This window comes from Pseudomonas sp. NY15356, from assembly GCF_048068175.1.
In the GTDB taxonomy this organism is placed as follows: Bacteria; Pseudomonadota; Gammaproteobacteria; order Pseudomonadales; family Pseudomonadaceae; genus Aquipseudomonas; species Aquipseudomonas putida_K.
The window spans coordinates 42,411-57,783 of sequence record NZ_JBLUPW010000002.1 but is presented as its reverse complement, the minus strand read 5'-3'; the positions used below and the strand labels follow the sequence as shown (position 1 = coordinate 57,783).

General features: G+C 63.7%; 12 protein-coding genes. 9 read left to right on the top strand and 3 right to left on the bottom strand.

Annotated features, from left to right (window positions below):
- Nucleotides 1–23 precede the first annotated feature (23 nt).
- A complete protein-coding gene (locus ACNFCI_RS02930) occupies nt 24–1,925 on the top strand; it encodes a potassium transporter Kup (RefSeq protein ID WP_368829291.1) in 1,902 nt (633 codons plus the stop codon).
- 88 nt (nt 1,926–2,013) lie between these two features.
- Here ACNFCI_RS02930 and ACNFCI_RS02925 read toward each other — a convergent pair whose 3' ends face one another.
- Both ACNFCI_RS02925 and ACNFCI_RS02920 read right to left on the bottom strand, forming a co-directional pair.
- Nucleotides 2,014–2,550 carry an AAA family ATPase gene (locus ACNFCI_RS02925; protein ID WP_368829290.1) on the bottom strand — a complete coding sequence of 179 codons (537 nt, stop codon included), beginning with the start codon at nt 2,548–2,550 and terminating at the stop codon, nt 2,014–2,016.
- 33 nt (nt 2,551–2,583) lie between these two features.
- On the bottom strand, nt 2,584–3,495 hold the full coding sequence (locus ACNFCI_RS02920) for an ATP-binding protein (protein WP_084858847.1): 912 nt from the start codon (nt 3,493–3,495) through the stop codon (nt 2,584–2,586).
- Nucleotides 3,496–3,664: 169 nt separating this feature from the next.
- On the opposite strand from ACNFCI_RS02920, the gene ACNFCI_RS02915 reads away from it, so the two are divergent.
- The 4 genes from ACNFCI_RS02915 (at nt 3,665) to ACNFCI_RS02900 (ending at nt 7,953) form a co-directional block, all read left to right on the top strand.
- Complete coding sequence (locus ACNFCI_RS02915; protein WP_416767375.1) at nt 3,665–4,432, top strand: AraC family transcriptional regulator; 768 nt, start codon at nt 3,665–3,667, stop codon at nt 4,430–4,432.
- A 99-nt stretch (nt 4,433–4,531) separates the two neighbouring features.
- Nucleotides 4,532–5,482: a TAXI family TRAP transporter solute-binding subunit gene (locus tag ACNFCI_RS02910; RefSeq protein WP_324812603.1), complete on the top strand. Its 951-nt coding sequence runs from the start codon at nt 4,532–4,534 to the stop codon at nt 5,480–5,482.
- Between the two features lie 30 nt (nt 5,483–5,512).
- Nucleotides 5,513–7,540 (top strand): TRAP transporter permease, encoded by a 2,028-nt coding sequence (locus tag ACNFCI_RS02905; protein WP_368829288.1) that lies wholly within the window; start codon nt 5,513–5,515, stop codon nt 7,538–7,540.
- Nucleotides 7,537–7,953 (top strand): DUF1850 domain-containing protein, encoded by a 417-nt coding sequence (locus ACNFCI_RS02900; protein ID WP_368829287.1) that lies wholly within the window; start codon nt 7,537–7,539, stop codon nt 7,951–7,953. The genes ACNFCI_RS02905 and ACNFCI_RS02900 overlap by 4 nt, the downstream gene beginning before the upstream one ends.
- A gap of 28 nt (nt 7,954–7,981) precedes the next feature.
- Here the strand turns inward: ACNFCI_RS02900 and ACNFCI_RS02895 are convergent, their stop codons facing one another.
- Nucleotides 7,982–9,955 (bottom strand): BCCT family transporter, encoded by a 1,974-nt coding sequence (locus ACNFCI_RS02895; RefSeq protein ID WP_368829286.1) that lies wholly within the window; start codon nt 9,953–9,955, stop codon nt 7,982–7,984.
- Nucleotides 9,956–10,277: 322 nt separating this feature from the next.
- Here ACNFCI_RS02895 and ACNFCI_RS02890 point away from each other — a divergent pair, with 322 nt between their 5' ends.
- The 4 genes from ACNFCI_RS02890 (at nt 10,278) to ACNFCI_RS02875 (ending at nt 15,373) form a co-directional block, all read left to right on the top strand.
- Entirely contained in the window at nt 10,278–10,577 is a 300-nt protein-coding gene (locus ACNFCI_RS02890; protein ID WP_368829285.1) for a hypothetical protein, read from the top strand.
- Between the two features lie 218 nt (nt 10,578–10,795).
- Nucleotides 10,796–13,627 carry a xanthine dehydrogenase family protein molybdopterin-binding subunit gene (locus ACNFCI_RS02885; RefSeq protein ID WP_084858840.1) on the top strand — a complete coding sequence of 944 codons (2,832 nt, stop codon included), beginning with the start codon at nt 10,796–10,798 and terminating at the stop codon, nt 13,625–13,627.
- On the top strand, nt 13,620–14,159 hold the full coding sequence (locus tag ACNFCI_RS02880) for a (2Fe-2S)-binding protein (RefSeq protein WP_084858839.1): 540 nt from the start codon (nt 13,620–13,622) through the stop codon (nt 14,157–14,159). Before ACNFCI_RS02885 ends, ACNFCI_RS02880 begins: the two co-directional genes overlap by 8 nt.
- A gap of 2 nt (nt 14,160–14,161) precedes the next feature.
- Nucleotides 14,162–15,373 (top strand): cytochrome c, encoded by a 1,212-nt coding sequence (locus ACNFCI_RS02875; protein ID WP_368829284.1) that lies wholly within the window; start codon nt 14,162–14,164, stop codon nt 15,371–15,373.

Below are 15,373 nucleotides of genomic sequence, written 5' to 3'. Positions count from 1 at the left end.
CCGTCTGCCCAGAGAAGTCATCCGTGAGCGAAGCCGCGACTGCTGCGAATCATTCCCCTTCTTCGAAAACCACAGGCCTTGGCCTGCTCGTCGCCGCTGCTGGTGTGGTCTATGGCGACATCGGCACCAGCCCGTTGTACACGCTCAAGGAAGTGTTCGCCGGGCATTACGGCGTGCAGCCCACCCCGGAAGGCGTGCTCGGGGTCTTGTCGCTGGTGTTCTGGTCGCTGATCTGGGTCGTGTCGATCAAGTATGTCCTGTTCATCCTGCGCGCCAGCAATCAGGGCGAGGGCGGCATCATGGCGCTGACCGCGCTGGCGCGGCGGGCCGCGGCGCCCTATCCGCAGCTGAGCCGAGTGCTGGTGCTGCTGGGCCTGTTCGGTGCGGCGCTGTTCTATGGCGACAGCATGATCACCCCGGCCATTTCCGTGCTTTCGGCCGTGGAGGGGCTGGAGCTTGCCTTCGACGGGATCGGGCATTGGGTCGTGCCGCTTTCGTTGATCGTGCTGGTGGGGTTGTTCCTGATCCAGAAGCACGGGACCGCGCGCATCGGCATCCTGTTCGGGCCGGTGATGGTGCTGTGGTTCGTCGTGCTGGGGGCGTTGGGGGTGCATGGGATCGTGCAACGCCCCGAGGTGCTGCAGGCGCTCAACCCGGCCTGGGCGGTGCGTTTCTTCGTCCTGCACCCAGGCGTGGGCGTGGCCATCCTGGGGGCGGTGGTGCTGGCCCTGACCGGCGCCGAGGCATTGTATGCAGACATGGGGCATTTCGGTCGCAAGCCCATCGCCCGGGCGTGGTTCATGCTGGTGCTGCCGGGGCTGGTGCTGAACTACTTCGGGCAGGGCGCGCTGATTCTCGGCAACCCCGAGGCGGTGCGCAACCCGTTCTACCTGCTGGCCCCCGGTTGGGCATTGCTGCCGATGGTCGCCCTGGCCACGCTGGCCACCATCATTGCCTCCCAGGCGGTGATTTCCGGCGCCTTCTCGCTGACGCGCCAGGCCATCCAGCTGGGCTATGTGCCGCGTATGTTCATCCAGCACACCTCCAGCGAGGAGCAGGGGCAGATCTATATCGGTACGGTGAACTGGGCATTGATGGTCGGCGTGGTACTGCTGGTGATCGGCTTCGAGTCCTCGGGCGCACTGGCGGCGGCCTACGGTGTGGCCGTAACGGGCACCATGCTGATCACCACGCTGCTGTCGTCCGCGGTGGTGCTGCTGGCCTGGAAAACCCCGCGCTGGCTGGCCATTCCCATGTTGCTGGGCTTCCTGCTGGTCGACAGCCTGTATTTCGCCGCCAATGCGCCGAAGATCCTCCAGGGCGGTGCATTTCCGGTTGTCGCCGGGGTGGCGCTGTTCATCCTGATGACCACCTGGAAGCGCGGGCGCAAGATCATCGTCGAGCGCCTGGACGAAGCGGCGTTGCCGCTGGATTTGTTCATCGCCAGCCTGCAGGCCCAGCCGCCCCATCGTGTGCAGGGCACGGCGGTGTTCCTGTGTGCCCGTACCGATGCCGTGCCGCATGCGTTGCTGCACAACCTGTTGCACAACCAGGTACTGCACGAGCAGGTGGTGGTGCTGACCGTGGTGTCGGAGGACGAGCCACGGGTCAGTGCCGACAGACGCTGTCAGGTCGAAGCCTTCGGCGAAGGGTTCTTCCGTGTCACCTTGCATTTCGGCTTCATCGAGGAGCCCGATGTACCACTGGCCTTGAGCCTGTGCCAGCGTGAAGGATTGGACTTCAGCCCAATGCGCACCACCTATTTCCTCAGCCGCGAGACGGTGATCGCCACCCGGCGTATGGGCATGGCGCGGTGGCGCGAGCAATTGTTCGCGTTCTTGTTGAAGAATGCCAACAGCAACCTGAAGTACTTTCAGTTGCCGCTCAACCGGGTGATCGAATTGGGTACCCAGGTCGAGATGTGACGTGAGTACCGCTTAGGTTGGTGCGCATGAAGGCGATGGTCCGTTGTACCCAGCCATTCTGGGGCAGGCTGTCGTTCGAGGCTGTGTTTCAGTGGCCAGCCAACGTGCGCAACAGGAAGTCGGCGCGTTCGGCGACAGGGGTTTTGGGCAGCAGCGATACCTGGTAGCCGAGGGCAGGATAGACGCCCTGCAACTGCTCGTATTCCTCCAGCGCAGCCTGTATGCCGTGGCGCCGCTCTGCATCCTGCACATAGATCTCTGGCCAAGGCGGCGTGAGGAATACCTGCCGGTGATAACGGCAGGACTCGGCCACGGCCGCCAGCACGGGCTCGCCCGTAAGGCGCTCCAGGGCCGCGGCGGCATCGATCACGCCACGGTCGAAGAACACCCACTGCGTATTGTTCTGCGCAGCCGACCTGTAGTCGGCCAGGGCCATGTCCATGACCCTGCGCAGGAAGCCGACCAAGTCGAGCCAGGGCAGCGCCTGGCCCTGGTCGCGAACTTGCTGCTGCACCACGCGCCGTCCGGGCTCTTCGATCACAGCATGGCCGCGTCGCTTGAGCTGCGCCAGCAGCGTGGACTTGCCGCCACCCGAGCAGCCGGAAATAATCACGAAATTGTCCATGGACCACAGACTCCAGGGGATCTGAACCGAACCTTATACCGTTTCCTGGTTCCAGCGCCCGGCATAGTCCCGTGCGAACTGCGCGGCGATGCGCCCGGAACGGGAGCCGCGCTGGGTGGCCCAGCGGGTCGCCTGCAGGTGGGCCTGTTCCAGTGCATGCTCTGGAACGCCATAGGCGCCCAGCCATTGATCGACAGCGTTCAGGTACTCGTCCGGCGAGAAGCCATAGAACGAAATCCAGAGCCCGAAACGCTCCGACAACGACACCTTTTCCTCTACTTCCTCGCCAGGGTGCAGGGCGCCGTTTTCCCCGCGGGTCATGGATAGGTTGTCCGAGGCCCGTTCGGCGATCAGGTGCCGGCGGTTGGACGTGGCATAGATCAGCACGTTCGACGAGTGCTCCGCCACCGACCCGTCCAGCGCGGTCTTCAGGCGCTTGTAGCCGATATCGCCTTCTTCGAACGAGAGGTCGTCGCAGAACAGGATGAAATACCCGGGCTGTTGGCTGACGAGCTCGATGACTTCGGGCAGGTCGCCGATGTGCTCTTTGTCGATCTCCACCAGTTTGAGCCCCCGGGCATGAAACTCGTTCAGGCACGCCTTGACCAGGGAGGACTTGCCCGTGCCCCTGGCGCCGGTCAGCAACACATTGTTGGCCGGCTTGCCGTCCAGGAACTGCTGGGTGTTCTGGCGGATCAACGCCTTCTGGCGGTCGACGTTCTGCAACTGCTCGAAGGCGATGAGCGTCGGGCGCCTGACCGGCACCAGCTGGGCCCGCATCCTCCCCTGGCTGGCACGGTACTGCCATTGGTAGGCGATCGCGCCGGCATCGAAGGCCGGACCTGTTGCTGGTGGGAATGCACGCTCCAGCGAGTCGGCAATACGCTTGAGCTGTGCAACGGCCTCGAGGGTGAGTTCGGTGGAGGTGGCTAACGAGCTGGTCATGGTGGGCGGCACATCAGGTAGAGGAGGGAGGCAGCCATGATGCTAAGCTGGGGCATTTTCCGTCTAACGACTGATGGACGTTGATCGTCGAATCATGGACATCCTTGCAGGCAGCCCATCGCGGCGCTCCGGCGATCCGAAATACGCGCTTACCTTCAGGCTTACCTCAATGATCGCCACCGAACACTTCCTGCCGCCCGACCGGGAGATTGCCACGCTGGCCCTGGACCTGGCTGACGGGACTCACATCGACACCCATCGCCACACCCACGGCCAGTTGCTCTACACGACCCAGGGCACTCTGGTGGTCAATACCAACCAGGGCTGCTGGGTCGTGCCGTGCAACCATGGATTGTGGATTCCGGCAGAGATCGCCCATTGGACCCGCACCCTCGGCGCCACGCGCATCCGCACGCTCTATTTCAAGCCCCAGCGCACCCCGGGCATGCCAGGCGAATGCACGGTGTACAGGATTTCCAACCTGGTGAGGGAACTGATCATCGAGGCATCGACCATCGGGGTCGAGATTGCACAGGGGAGCCGCAATGCGCGGCTGATCGAGCTGTTGCTCGAGGAGCTGGCAGGGGCAGGGACCTCGGCCATCTACCTGCCGCGCCCGAAGGGACAGCGATTGCAAGCCTTGTGTCGGGACCTGGTGCAGAACCGAACACTCGACTGGGGCCTGGCCGAATGTGCCGAGGCACTCGGCGTCACCATCAAGACCGTGCAGCGCTGGTTCCACGAAGACGTCGGGATGAGCTTCGGGACCTGGCGCAAGCAGGCACGCCTGCTCATCGCCCTGGACAGGTTGGCCCAAGGCCATAACATCCTCGAGGTTTCGCTCGATGCCGGCTATTCGACGCCCAGCGCCTTCACCGCCATGTTCAAGCGCGAGTTCGGGTTACCGCCGCGCACCTTCCAGCAACCGCGTCGGTAGGCCTGGGCTGGCGCTGCGAGCATAAAGTTGGGCAGGGTTGGTATATTCGTTCTAGGTTTACTGGCGCAGGAAAACAACAATAAAAGGAGATTCCTTGCCATGAAACGAGCCCTCCGGCTGGCCCTGGCCAGCACCGCACTGACCGTCTGCGCCAACCTGCAGGCCGCGCCGACCTTCATCAATATCCTTACCGGTGGTACCAGCGGTGTCTATTACCCGATCGGGGTGGGCATATCGCAGATCTATGGTCATGGCATCGAGGGCAGCAAGGTATCGGTGCAGGCCACCAAGGCTTCGGTGGAGAACCTCAACCTGTTGCAGGCCGGCCGTGGCGAGCTGGCATTCGCGTTGGGCGATTCGGTGGCCGATGCCTGGAAAGGGGACGCTGAGGCGGGCTTCAAGACCCCTTTGAAAAAACTGCGAGCCATTGCCGGCACCTACCCTAACTACATCCAGGTCGTCGCCAGCAAGGAATCTGGCATCCGGTCACTGGATGACCTCAAAGGCAAGCGCATTTCAGTGGGGGCACCCAAGTCCGGAACCGAACTCAACGCCCGTGCGATTTTCAAGGCGGCGGGGTTGACCTACCAGGACATGGGCAAGGTCGAGTACTTGCCTTATGCCGAATCCGTCGAGCTGATCAAGAACCGCCAGCTCGACGCCACGTTGCAATCCTCGGGGCTGGGGCAGGCGGCCATTCGTGACCTGGCCGCGACCTTGCCGGTGGTGTTCGTGCCTATCCCTGCGCAGGTCGTGGCCAAGATCGGGAACGATGCCTACCAGCAAGCGACCATCCCTGCCGGGACATACGATGGACAGGAGGCAGAGGTGCCGACGGCGGCAATCATCAATGTCCTGGTCACCCGCCAGGATGTCAGTGATGAACTGGCCTACCAGATGACCCGCCTGCTGTTCGACAACCTCCCGCGGCTGGTCAATGCCCATGCCGCGGCAAAGGACATCCGAGCGGAAAACGCCGCCAAGCATTTGCCCATACCCCTGCACCCAGGCGCCGAGCGGTATTACAAGGAAAACCAGTTGCTGCCTTGAACACCTTGCCCAGCCCAGCAGGAGGCTCAGATGAGCGAAACCGCCCAAGGCCTGCAGGCCGCTACCGATCGATGGCCGACCTCGCTGTTCGTCGTGGCCTTGTCCTTCTCCATATTCCAGATCGCCACGGCGGCTTTTCCGTTGATATCGACACAGGTCCTGCGGGCGGTGCATGTGGGGTTCCTGTTGTTGGTGGTGTACCTGAGCTATGGCGGCCTCGGTCATCGCAGGCCTTGGCAGCCATTGGCCTGGGTGATAGGCCTGGTGGGCATGGGCACGGCGGTGTATCAATGGTATTTCGAAGGGGAGTTGATCCAGCGCTCCGGTGAGCTGACCACGGACGATCTGGTCGTCGGGTTGGTGGTGATCGGGCTGGTCTTCGAGGCCGCCCGCCGGGTCATGGGTGTTGCCTTACCGATCATCTGCGCGGCGTTCCTGGCCTATGGGCTGTACGGCCAGTACCTGCCGGGCGACCTGGCCCATCGTGGCTATGGCCTTGACCAGATCGTCAACCAGCTGGCCTTCGGAACCGAAGGGTTGTACGGCACGCCTACCTATGTGTCAGCCACCTACATCTACTTGTTCATCTTGTTCGGGGCCTTTCTCGAACAGGCCGGCATGATTCGCCTGTTCACCGATTTCGCCATGGGCCTGTTCGGGCATCGCAGCGGCGGGCCGGCCAAGGTGTCGGTGTTTTCTTCTGCGCTGATGGGCACCATCACCGGCTCCGGCGTGGCGAACGTGGTCACCACCGGGCAGTTCACCATCCCGTTGATGAAGCGCTTCGGCTACGCGCCAGCGTTCGCTGGGGGTGTTGAAGCGACATCCAGCATGGGCAGCCAGTTGATGCCACCGGTGATGGGGGCAGTGGCTTTCATCATGGCCGAGACGATCAACGTACCCTATGCCGAGGTGGCGAAGGCGGCCTTGATCCCGGCCTTGCTGTATTTCGGTTCGGTCTACTGGATGGTCCATCTGGAGGCGCGGCGCAGCCGCCTTCATGGGCTTCCCCGTGAACAGTGCCCAAGCGCCTGGGAGGCATTGCGCCAACGCTGGTTTCTGCTGGTGCCGCTGGTCGTACTGGTCGCGTTGCTGTTCTCCGGGCGTACACCCCTGTATTCGGGAATGGTCGGCCTTGCTCTCACGGCCATAGTCATCCTCGGGTCGGCGATTGTCCTGCGCGCTGGCAGCGGCTGGATGCGGGTGGCGTTCTGGGTCGCCTTGGGCATCCTTTGCTCGGGCTTTTTCCGTATGGGCATCGGCATCATCCTGTTGGTGATCGCAGCGCTGGCCATCGTCTGTTTCTTCATCCAGGGTGGCCGTGCGACACTTCGTGCCTGCGTCATGGCACTGGCCGAGGGAGCCCGTCACGCGGTGCCTGTGGGAATCGCCTGTGCGTTGGTCGGGGTGATCATCGGCATCATTTCGCTGACCGGCCTGGCGACGACTTTCGCCGGCTACATCCTCGATCTTGGGCGCGACAACCTGTTCCTGTCGTTGCTGCTGACCATGTTGACCTGCCTCGTGCTGGGCATGGGCATCCCGACCATCCCCAACTACATCATCACCAGCTCCATCGCCGCACCTGCCTTGCTTGAATTGGGCGTTCCGTTGATCGTTTCGCACATGTTCGTGTTCTACTTCGGCATCCTTGCCGACCTGACGCCACCGGTCGCCCTGGCATGCTTCGCGGCGGCTCCGATCGCGAGGGAAAAGGGCTTGCTGATCAGCTTCTGGGCCGTACGTATTGCATTGGCCGGTTTCGTGGTGCCGTTCATGGCCGTGTACGACCCGGCGCTGATGATGCAGGGCGACGACTGGAGCGGCACGCTCTACATGCTGGTCAAGGCGCTGCTCGCCGTGGCGCTCTGGGGCTGTGCCTCTATCGGCTACCTGCAGGCACCCATGCCATGGTGGGAGCGGTTGCTGGCGTTCCTGGCAGGCGTATCGCTGATCCTTGCATTGCCCATCAGCGATGAAATCGGCTTCCTGCTGGGCATTGGTGTGTTGGCCTGGCACGCCTGGCGGCATCGGGCACAGGCTCGGCAGCCGGCATGATCGGCCTTTGCCTTGGGCTTGCCGGGACGGTGTGGGTGCAACTGCCGGTGTCGACATTCACGTTGGCCTGGCAACACAGCGTCGAGAAAGTCCGGTGGGAGGAGGATTACCAGCTGACGCCGGCGGGCTTGGTGTTGACGCAAGCCAGAGTGCGCGGCAGCGGTGCTGGCATGGAGATCCCGGACGATGCCAGGCTGCAGGACGGCAGCTGGCACTACCAGCGTCGTTTGCCGCCCTTGCAGCCACTGCATGCCGGACGCACGCCTGAGGCTGGGGACTACCAGCTATGCGTCGCGGGTCGATGCCGAACGCTGTCGTATTGGTTGGGGCCACCGGACACGCGTGTTGCAGCCGTGGACTTCTGGGCCTGCGACACCACCGCAGGCAATGCTCGGAAGGCCGCAGCGCCCTGATCGACCTCAAGGCGCGGCGAGCCGGGCCTCACCTGACCACGTGCAGGTAATGCAGGTGACGCTCGTACTGGTCGAGAATATCGCCGATCACATCGTCACGGCCCCAACCCATGATGTCGTAGTCCTGGCCGCCTTCGCGCAGGTGCACTTCGGCGCGGAAGTACTTGCGCGCATCGGTTGCGTCCTCGGTATCACGCATGACGAAGCTGGGTGTGTTGAAGGCACGCGGGCGTACTTCATACAGGAATCGCCCCTCGCCGGCATGGGACAGTTCGAGGGTCACACGCCCGTCCTCGCGTTCGTTCACCGTTACCTCATAGCCTTGCTTGCGCAGCTCGACGGCCACCTCTTCGCAGGCGGGCTTGACCACCTCGGCGATGAAGCGGGTGACATGGGCCCGGCGCGGCATCATGGCGATATTGCGCAGGCGCCGCTGCCAGCCTCCGTGAGGCTGACGGGTGTGCCGAGGTGCAGGCAACGCCTGGTTGCGCAGGCCGCGGCGTGTCGCGTCCAGGTTCAAGGCCTTGAACAAGCCCCAGATCGCGGTCAGCAGGATGACCGCGAAGGGCAGCGCACTGGCGATGGTCGCCGTCTGCAGCGCCTTGAGCCCATTGGCCAGCAGCAGCGCGATGGCGACCGCACCGATGCTTACCGACCAGAAGATGCGTTGCCACAGCGGCGAATGGCCTTGCCCGGAGGAGGCCAGCATATCCACCACCAGCGCGCCGGAGTCGGCCGATGTGACGAAGAACACCACGACCATCAGCACGGCGATCAGTGAAACGATGCTGGAAAACGGGAACCGCTCGAGAAACACGAACAGTGCCAGGGAGCTGTCCTGGCCGACCACCGTCGACAACGCCTTCACGCCGTCGTTGAGGATCATGTGGATCGCCGAGTCGCCGAATACGGTCATCCACAGCAGGGTGAAACCTGCCGGCACGAACAATACGCCGCAGACGAACTCACGGATGGTCCGGCCGCGGGAAATGCGCGCGATGAACAGGCCGACGAAGGGCGACCAGGACAACCACCAGCCCCAATACAGCAAGGTCCAGCCGCCGATCCAGTCGGTGGGCTCGTAGGCGTAGAGGTTGAATGTCTTGTTGACGATATCCGAGAGGTAGGCCCCCGTGTTCTGGACGTAGGTCTGCAGCAGGAACACGGTCGGCCCGAGCAGCAGCACGAACAGCATCAGCACCACGGCCAGGCCCAGGTTGAGCTCGGAGAGGATGCGGATGCCCTTGTCCAGCCCGCTGGCCACCGACAGCGTGGCCAGGGCGCAGGTGGCGGTGATCAGGATCACCTGGACCGTCGGGTTCACCGGCAGGCCGAACACATGGTGAAAACCGCTGTTGATCTGCAGCACACCATAGCCCAGCGAGGTCGCCACGCCGAATACGGTGCCGAGGATGGCGAAGACATCCACGGCATGGCCGATCGGCCCGTGGATCCGCTCGCCGATCAATGGGTAGAGTGCCGAGCGCAAGGTCAGGGGCAGGCCGTTGCGAAAGCTGAAGTAGGCCAGGATCAGGGCGACGATGGCATAGATCGCCCAGGCGTGAAGCCCCCAGTGGAAGAAGGTGATCTTCATGGCTTCGCGCGCGGCGGCCACGGTACCGGGGTCACCTACCGGGGGGCTGGTGAAATGCATGACCGGTTCGGCCACGCCGAAGAACATGAGGCCGATGCCCATGCCGGCGGAAAAGAGCATGGCGAACCAGGTGCTCTTGCGGTAGTCCGGTTCGCTGTGGTCGGGGCCCAGCTTGATGTCGCCATAGCGGCTGACGGCGAGGAACACCACGCTGATCAATACCAGCGCCACGGTGAGGATGTAGAACCAGCTGGCATTGGTGACGATCCAGGCCTGGACGTGTTCGAACAGTGTTTGGGCATGTTCCTGGAATGCCGTGGCATACAGAACGAGCAGAAAGATGAGGATGGCGCTGCTGTAGAAGACGGGAGGGTTGAGGGTGCTCCTGGGTTTGGCGGCTGCAGTCATTGCGGCAGTTTTCTCCTTTTAAAACAGTGAGCATCGCGCACCTGGGCACGTAGGCATTTTCCAAGGCTAGCACCTTGAATGAACGCCGTTGCCAAGGCTGGCGAGCTCGAAGGAAGCAGAAACCGTACCTTCCATGGCGAAATTTCTCAAATGCCTTTCCCCTTCGGGGGACGAAAGACGCCCGGCTCTGGGGCCATTTTGGCGTTGCAGGGATGGCTGTGCCTGCTTTACTTCAAACGGGCTTCGCTTGTAATCGAGGCTGCCGGAAAGCCGTGTCCGGGGGCCCCGGCCTCGCCCTGTTTCTGAACGCTGGAGTAGCAGCATGTGGGCCAAGACACCTTCTGAAGTCGCCTCATGGGGCCTGTGTGCCTTGCTCATCATCAGCCTGGCCAGCACCGCCGGCTGTACTCGAAAAGCGAGCACTACGCGTTACGTCGCCGCCACCCAAGGTTCGAACTGCTTCGCCAAGGCATTGCCGACGACAGGCGAGGGCGGCCTGGCCTGGGGCGCGAGCCTTGGCATCGCCCGGCAGAAATCCCTCAACAATTGCATCCGCTACGCCGGCCGTTCCGGCGGTACGCCCAACACCTGCCAAGTGGTATTGGCGCGGTGCAAGCGCTAGCCGCTAGCCCCGCCGCGCCTCGGCGCGACAGCAAAGGCGCGACAAGTTGCCCGCTTGACTTTGCCAGGCGAGCGGTGAGTGCGTTAAACTTGACGCCGAGGTCAGTTTTTGTGGTCCCCACTCCGACCTTGCTTTCGGAACGTCAATGATTCCGCCCTCCGAGCTATCAAGTACCAGAATACGTCATGGGCAGGCGCGCTCTGCCCAGAGGATGAAGCATGACCAACCGTGATATTTCCCGGCGCGCCTTCCTGCAAGGCGGCGTGATCGCTGGCGTGGGGGTGACCCTCGCGCCGCTCGGCAGCCAGGCGTTCGCCGCCCTGATGGAAAACAGTGTCACCACTTCACCGCAGAAGTGGATGAGCCATGATGGCAAGGCACGCTTTCGCAACGATGCGCTGTCCAAGGTGTGCGGCAACAAGGTGTTCGCCCGCGATATCCGCGCCAAGGACATGCCCGGCTGGCCCCAGCAGCAGGGCCACGCCTTGTTGCTCAAGACCACCAAGGCCGACCGCATCTATGCAGGCCATGACCTGGCGTGGCTGGGCGCCGACCTGCAACCGGACCGTATCGTCACCGCGGCCGACCTGGAAAAGGACGGCATCGCCTGGCCCGAGGCCCATTCGCCGGACCCTTTGTTGCCACCTGGCAAGGTGCCGATGTTCATCGGCCACCCCGTGGCGATCCTGATCTGGCACGACTTCGAGCGTTTCCGCCAGGCCAAGCTCAAGCTGCAGTTCAACGACAAGGCGATCCGCTATGGCGCCCAGGCGCCGCTGTACCAGCGTGACCCCTATGGCAGCTTCCGTTTCGTGCGGGTCGGCGGCCAGACGCCGTTCGACGAGGACACGTTCTCCAGCCTGAAGAACTCCATGCTGTTCCCCACCATCCTTGCGCGCAAGCCGGTGTGGACCGCCGAGCCCAAGCAGCACGGCACCCTGACCGAGCAAGGGATGTTCTATGCCCAGCGCATGGATGAGCAGCTCAAGCAGCCGCCGCAGGACTGGTTGCTGTTCGACGAGCGCTACAAGACCCCATCGATCGAGCCTGCAGCGCTGGAGCCGGACAACGGCAACGGCTGGTACGACCCGGCCACCGGCACCCTGCATTTCGTCGTGGCCACCCAATGCCCGTTCGAAGTGGCGCAGGAATGCGTGCACATGATCAAGCCCTCGCGCTTCGCGCTGAACAACTTGAACATGCACCCCGGCTACACCGTCGGCTACGGCTCCAAGGACAACAACATCTTCGTGTTCTACGCGGCCGTCGCTGCCTTGTATGGGGCCGGTGTGCCGATCCGCCTGGCCAACGATCGCTACGAGCAGTTCCAGAGCGGCATCAAGCGCCACCCGTTCGACATCCGCTACCAGCTGGCCGTGGACAAGAACGACATGAGCTTCAAGATCTTCCGCGCCGACATGAGTGTCGACGGAGGCGGGCGCATCAACTACAGCCCGTCGGTGGCTGCAGTGGGGGCCACTGCCGCGCAGTCGATCTACTACATGCCGCAGAGCGACCTGGCGGTGACCGTCTACCACTCCCGAGGTGTCGAAGCCGGCTCCATGCGTGGCTACGGGACGCTGCAGAGCATGGCGGCCACCGAGATGATGGTCGATGAGGTCGCCAACCGCCTCGGCGTCGACGCCATCGAGCTGCGCCGCAAGAATGCGCTCAAGTCGGGTATGAAGAACACCCAGGGCGCCGTGCCCGCCGGTGCCCTGCGCCTGCATGAGATCCTCGACAAGGCCAGCGCACACGAGGTGTGGAAAAACCGCGACGCGCACAAGAAAGCGATGGAAGCCAAGGACCCGCACAATTGGTACGGCGTCGGCTTCGCCATTTGCCAGAAAGACTTCGGCACCGGTGCCGAAGCGCCCATGGCCAGCATCGAGTTCACCGCCGATGGCCGTATCAGCCTGCGCCACATCGGCACTGAGCTGGGCACCGGCATGTCGACCTCCCAGGCTTTCGTGGTCAGCGACTTCCTGGGGCGCCCGGCCGATGAGGTGACCACTGCCGAAACCCAATGGCCGGAGCTGAAACTGGCCACCAGCGGCAACCCCTACCTGATGAGCCAGGCCGAGCAGGATGCCGCGCTGCGCGATCCGCGCTGGGTCGGCAAGCTGGCCTCGCCATCCTCGGCGACCAACTCGGCCTTCTATTTCAGCCACGCCACCCGTGAAGCAGCGCGTGTGCTGTTCAACCATGGTCTGTGGCCAGCGGCGCTTTCGCTGTGGCGTCAGGGCCCGTATGGCGGCCAGGCCAACCCGCTGGTGGTGCGCCGCGAGAACGCGGTGTGGGTCAACGGCGAGCTCACCGGCAACGGCCTGTCGCCCATTCCGTTCGCGGAGCTGGCGAAAAAGGCCCATGAGATGGGCTTGGTCACAGGCGTCAGTGTGCACGCATTCAACCGCTGGAGCTGGGCTGAAGCCGACTTCGTCATCGACGGCGTGCGCGAGCGCCTGCCGCTCGATGCGCTGGCGGTCAAGTATGGCGACGGTGCCCCGAACGCGAAGAAGGCGCAGATGAACAGCGCCAACTACCACCTGCTGGACCGGCAGAACGCGGCCTACCCGGCCACCCAGCTGAACAACGCCATGGTGACCTACTACAGCCCGGTGGCGACGTTGGTGGAAGTGAAGGTGAACAAAGGCAGCGGCGAAGTCCAGGTGCTCAACCACCACAGTTGGGTGGAGTGCGGCCGGGTGCTGGTGCCGGAACTGGTCAAGGGCCAGCTCGAAGGCGGTATCGCCATGGGCATCGGCCATGCCTTGACCGAAGAGATGCCGCTGTACGAGGGCGGCCCGGGCGAGGGGAACTGGAACTTCAACCGCTATCGCCTGCCGATGGCCAAGGACGTGGCGGTGTGGAAGCAGACCAGCGAAATCCTGCCGCCGTTGTCGCCCACCGACCCCTCCAAGGGCATCGCCGAAGTGGTGATGATCCCGGTGGTCGGTGCCATTGGCAATGCCGTGGCCCATGCCATCGGCAAGCGTGTTCGCGACCTGCCCATCACTCCAGCCCGCGTCAAGGAGGCCCTCAATGGCTAACCGTCCGCTCCAGATGACCCTCAACGGTCAACCCGTCGGTCCGGCCGAGGTCCCCGAGGACCTGGCGATGATCGACTACCTGCACGAATACCAGAACCTCACCGGCTCGCGCCTGGGCTGCGGCCAGGGCATCTGCCACGCCTGCGTGGTGATCGTCGACAACCCCGACGGCACCAGCGAGGAAGTGCGCACCTGCATCACCGGCGCGCACTACTTCGAAGGCAAGAAAGTGCGCACCATCGAAGGCCATGCCAAGCATGACGAGGCTGGCAACCTCAGCGAACTGAACCCGATCCAGCAGAAGTTCGTCGACCGTTTCGCCTTCCAGTGCAGCTACTGCGCGCCGGGCTTCGTCAACGCCGCCACCGTGCTGGTGGAGAAGGCCCAGCGTCAGCCGCTGAAGAAAAGCGAACTGGAGGGGGCCATCGAAGCCAGCCTCGGCCATCACATCTGCCGCTGCACCGGGTACGTGCGTTACTACGACGCCACCCGCGAGGTGCTCAGCGACCTCGGCCTGGTCAAGGAGGGTTGAGCATGCTGCGAGTTCTTTCCGGCCTCGCCCTGGCCGTGGGCGCGGTGTTGTCGCTCGGGGCCCAGGCGGCCGACCAGGCCCAGGTCAAGCGTGGCGAATACCTGGCTCGCGCCGCCGACTGCATGGCCTGCCACACTGCCGAAGGTGGGGCACCGTTCGCCGGTGGCCTGCCGATCCATTCGCCGTTCGGCACCATCTACGGCACCAACATCACCTCGGACAAGCAGTACGGCATCGGTGACTACAGCAGCGACGAATTCTTCGCCGCCCTCACCGAGGGCAAGCGCAAGGACGGCGCCAACCTGTACCCGGCCATGCCCTATACCTCCTACCACTTGCTCAAGCGTGAAGACGCCGATGCCATCCATGCCTACCTGATGACGGTGCCGCCGATCAACCGGCCGGCGCCCGAAACCAGCCTGAGCTTCCCGTTCAACGTGCGCATGGGCCTTGCCGGATGGAACATGCTGTATGGCAAGAGCGTCCAGCTGCAGCCTACCGAAGGCAAGAGCGAGGCCTGGCAGCGCGGGCAATACATGGTGGAAGTGCTTGGCCATTGCGGTGAGTGCCATACCCCACGCAACAGTATCGGGGCCCTGGAGCAGGACAAGCGCCTGACCGGTGGCCTGCTCGGTGGCTACCTGGCGCCCAGCCTGCTGGCCCAGGACCTGGCCGAGCGTGGCTGGACCCAGCCGGACCTGACCACCTTCCTCAAGCACGGCATCAGCGCCCAGGGCAGCATGTTCAACGAGATGTTCCCGGTGGTGCACCACAGTACCCAGCACCTGGAGGATGCCGACCTGGCCGCGATGGCCACCTACCTGCTGGGTGACCAGCCGCCCGCGGCCAAGGTGGTGCAGGCCGTGCCGGTGGACAAGCTCGGCGAAAGCGCCCTGCGCGGCCGCCAGCAGTACCTCAACGTCTGCGCCGGCTGCCATGGCGTCGAAGGCGAGGGCAAGCCGCACATCGCGGTGGCCATGCAGGGCAATACCGTGCTGCGCCAGGCCGACTCGCGCAACCTGGCCAAGGTGATTCTCGAAGGCATCCGTGAGCAGCAGTTCACCGGGTTCGAGCGCATGCAGCCGATGCCGGGCTTTGCCGACAAGCTCGACGACCAGCAGGTCGCCGACCTGGTCAACTACCTGCGCGAGGCCTGGGGTGGTTTGCCGGGCGACTTCAGTGCGCAGCAGCTTGCGCACCTGAGCGCGGAGTGA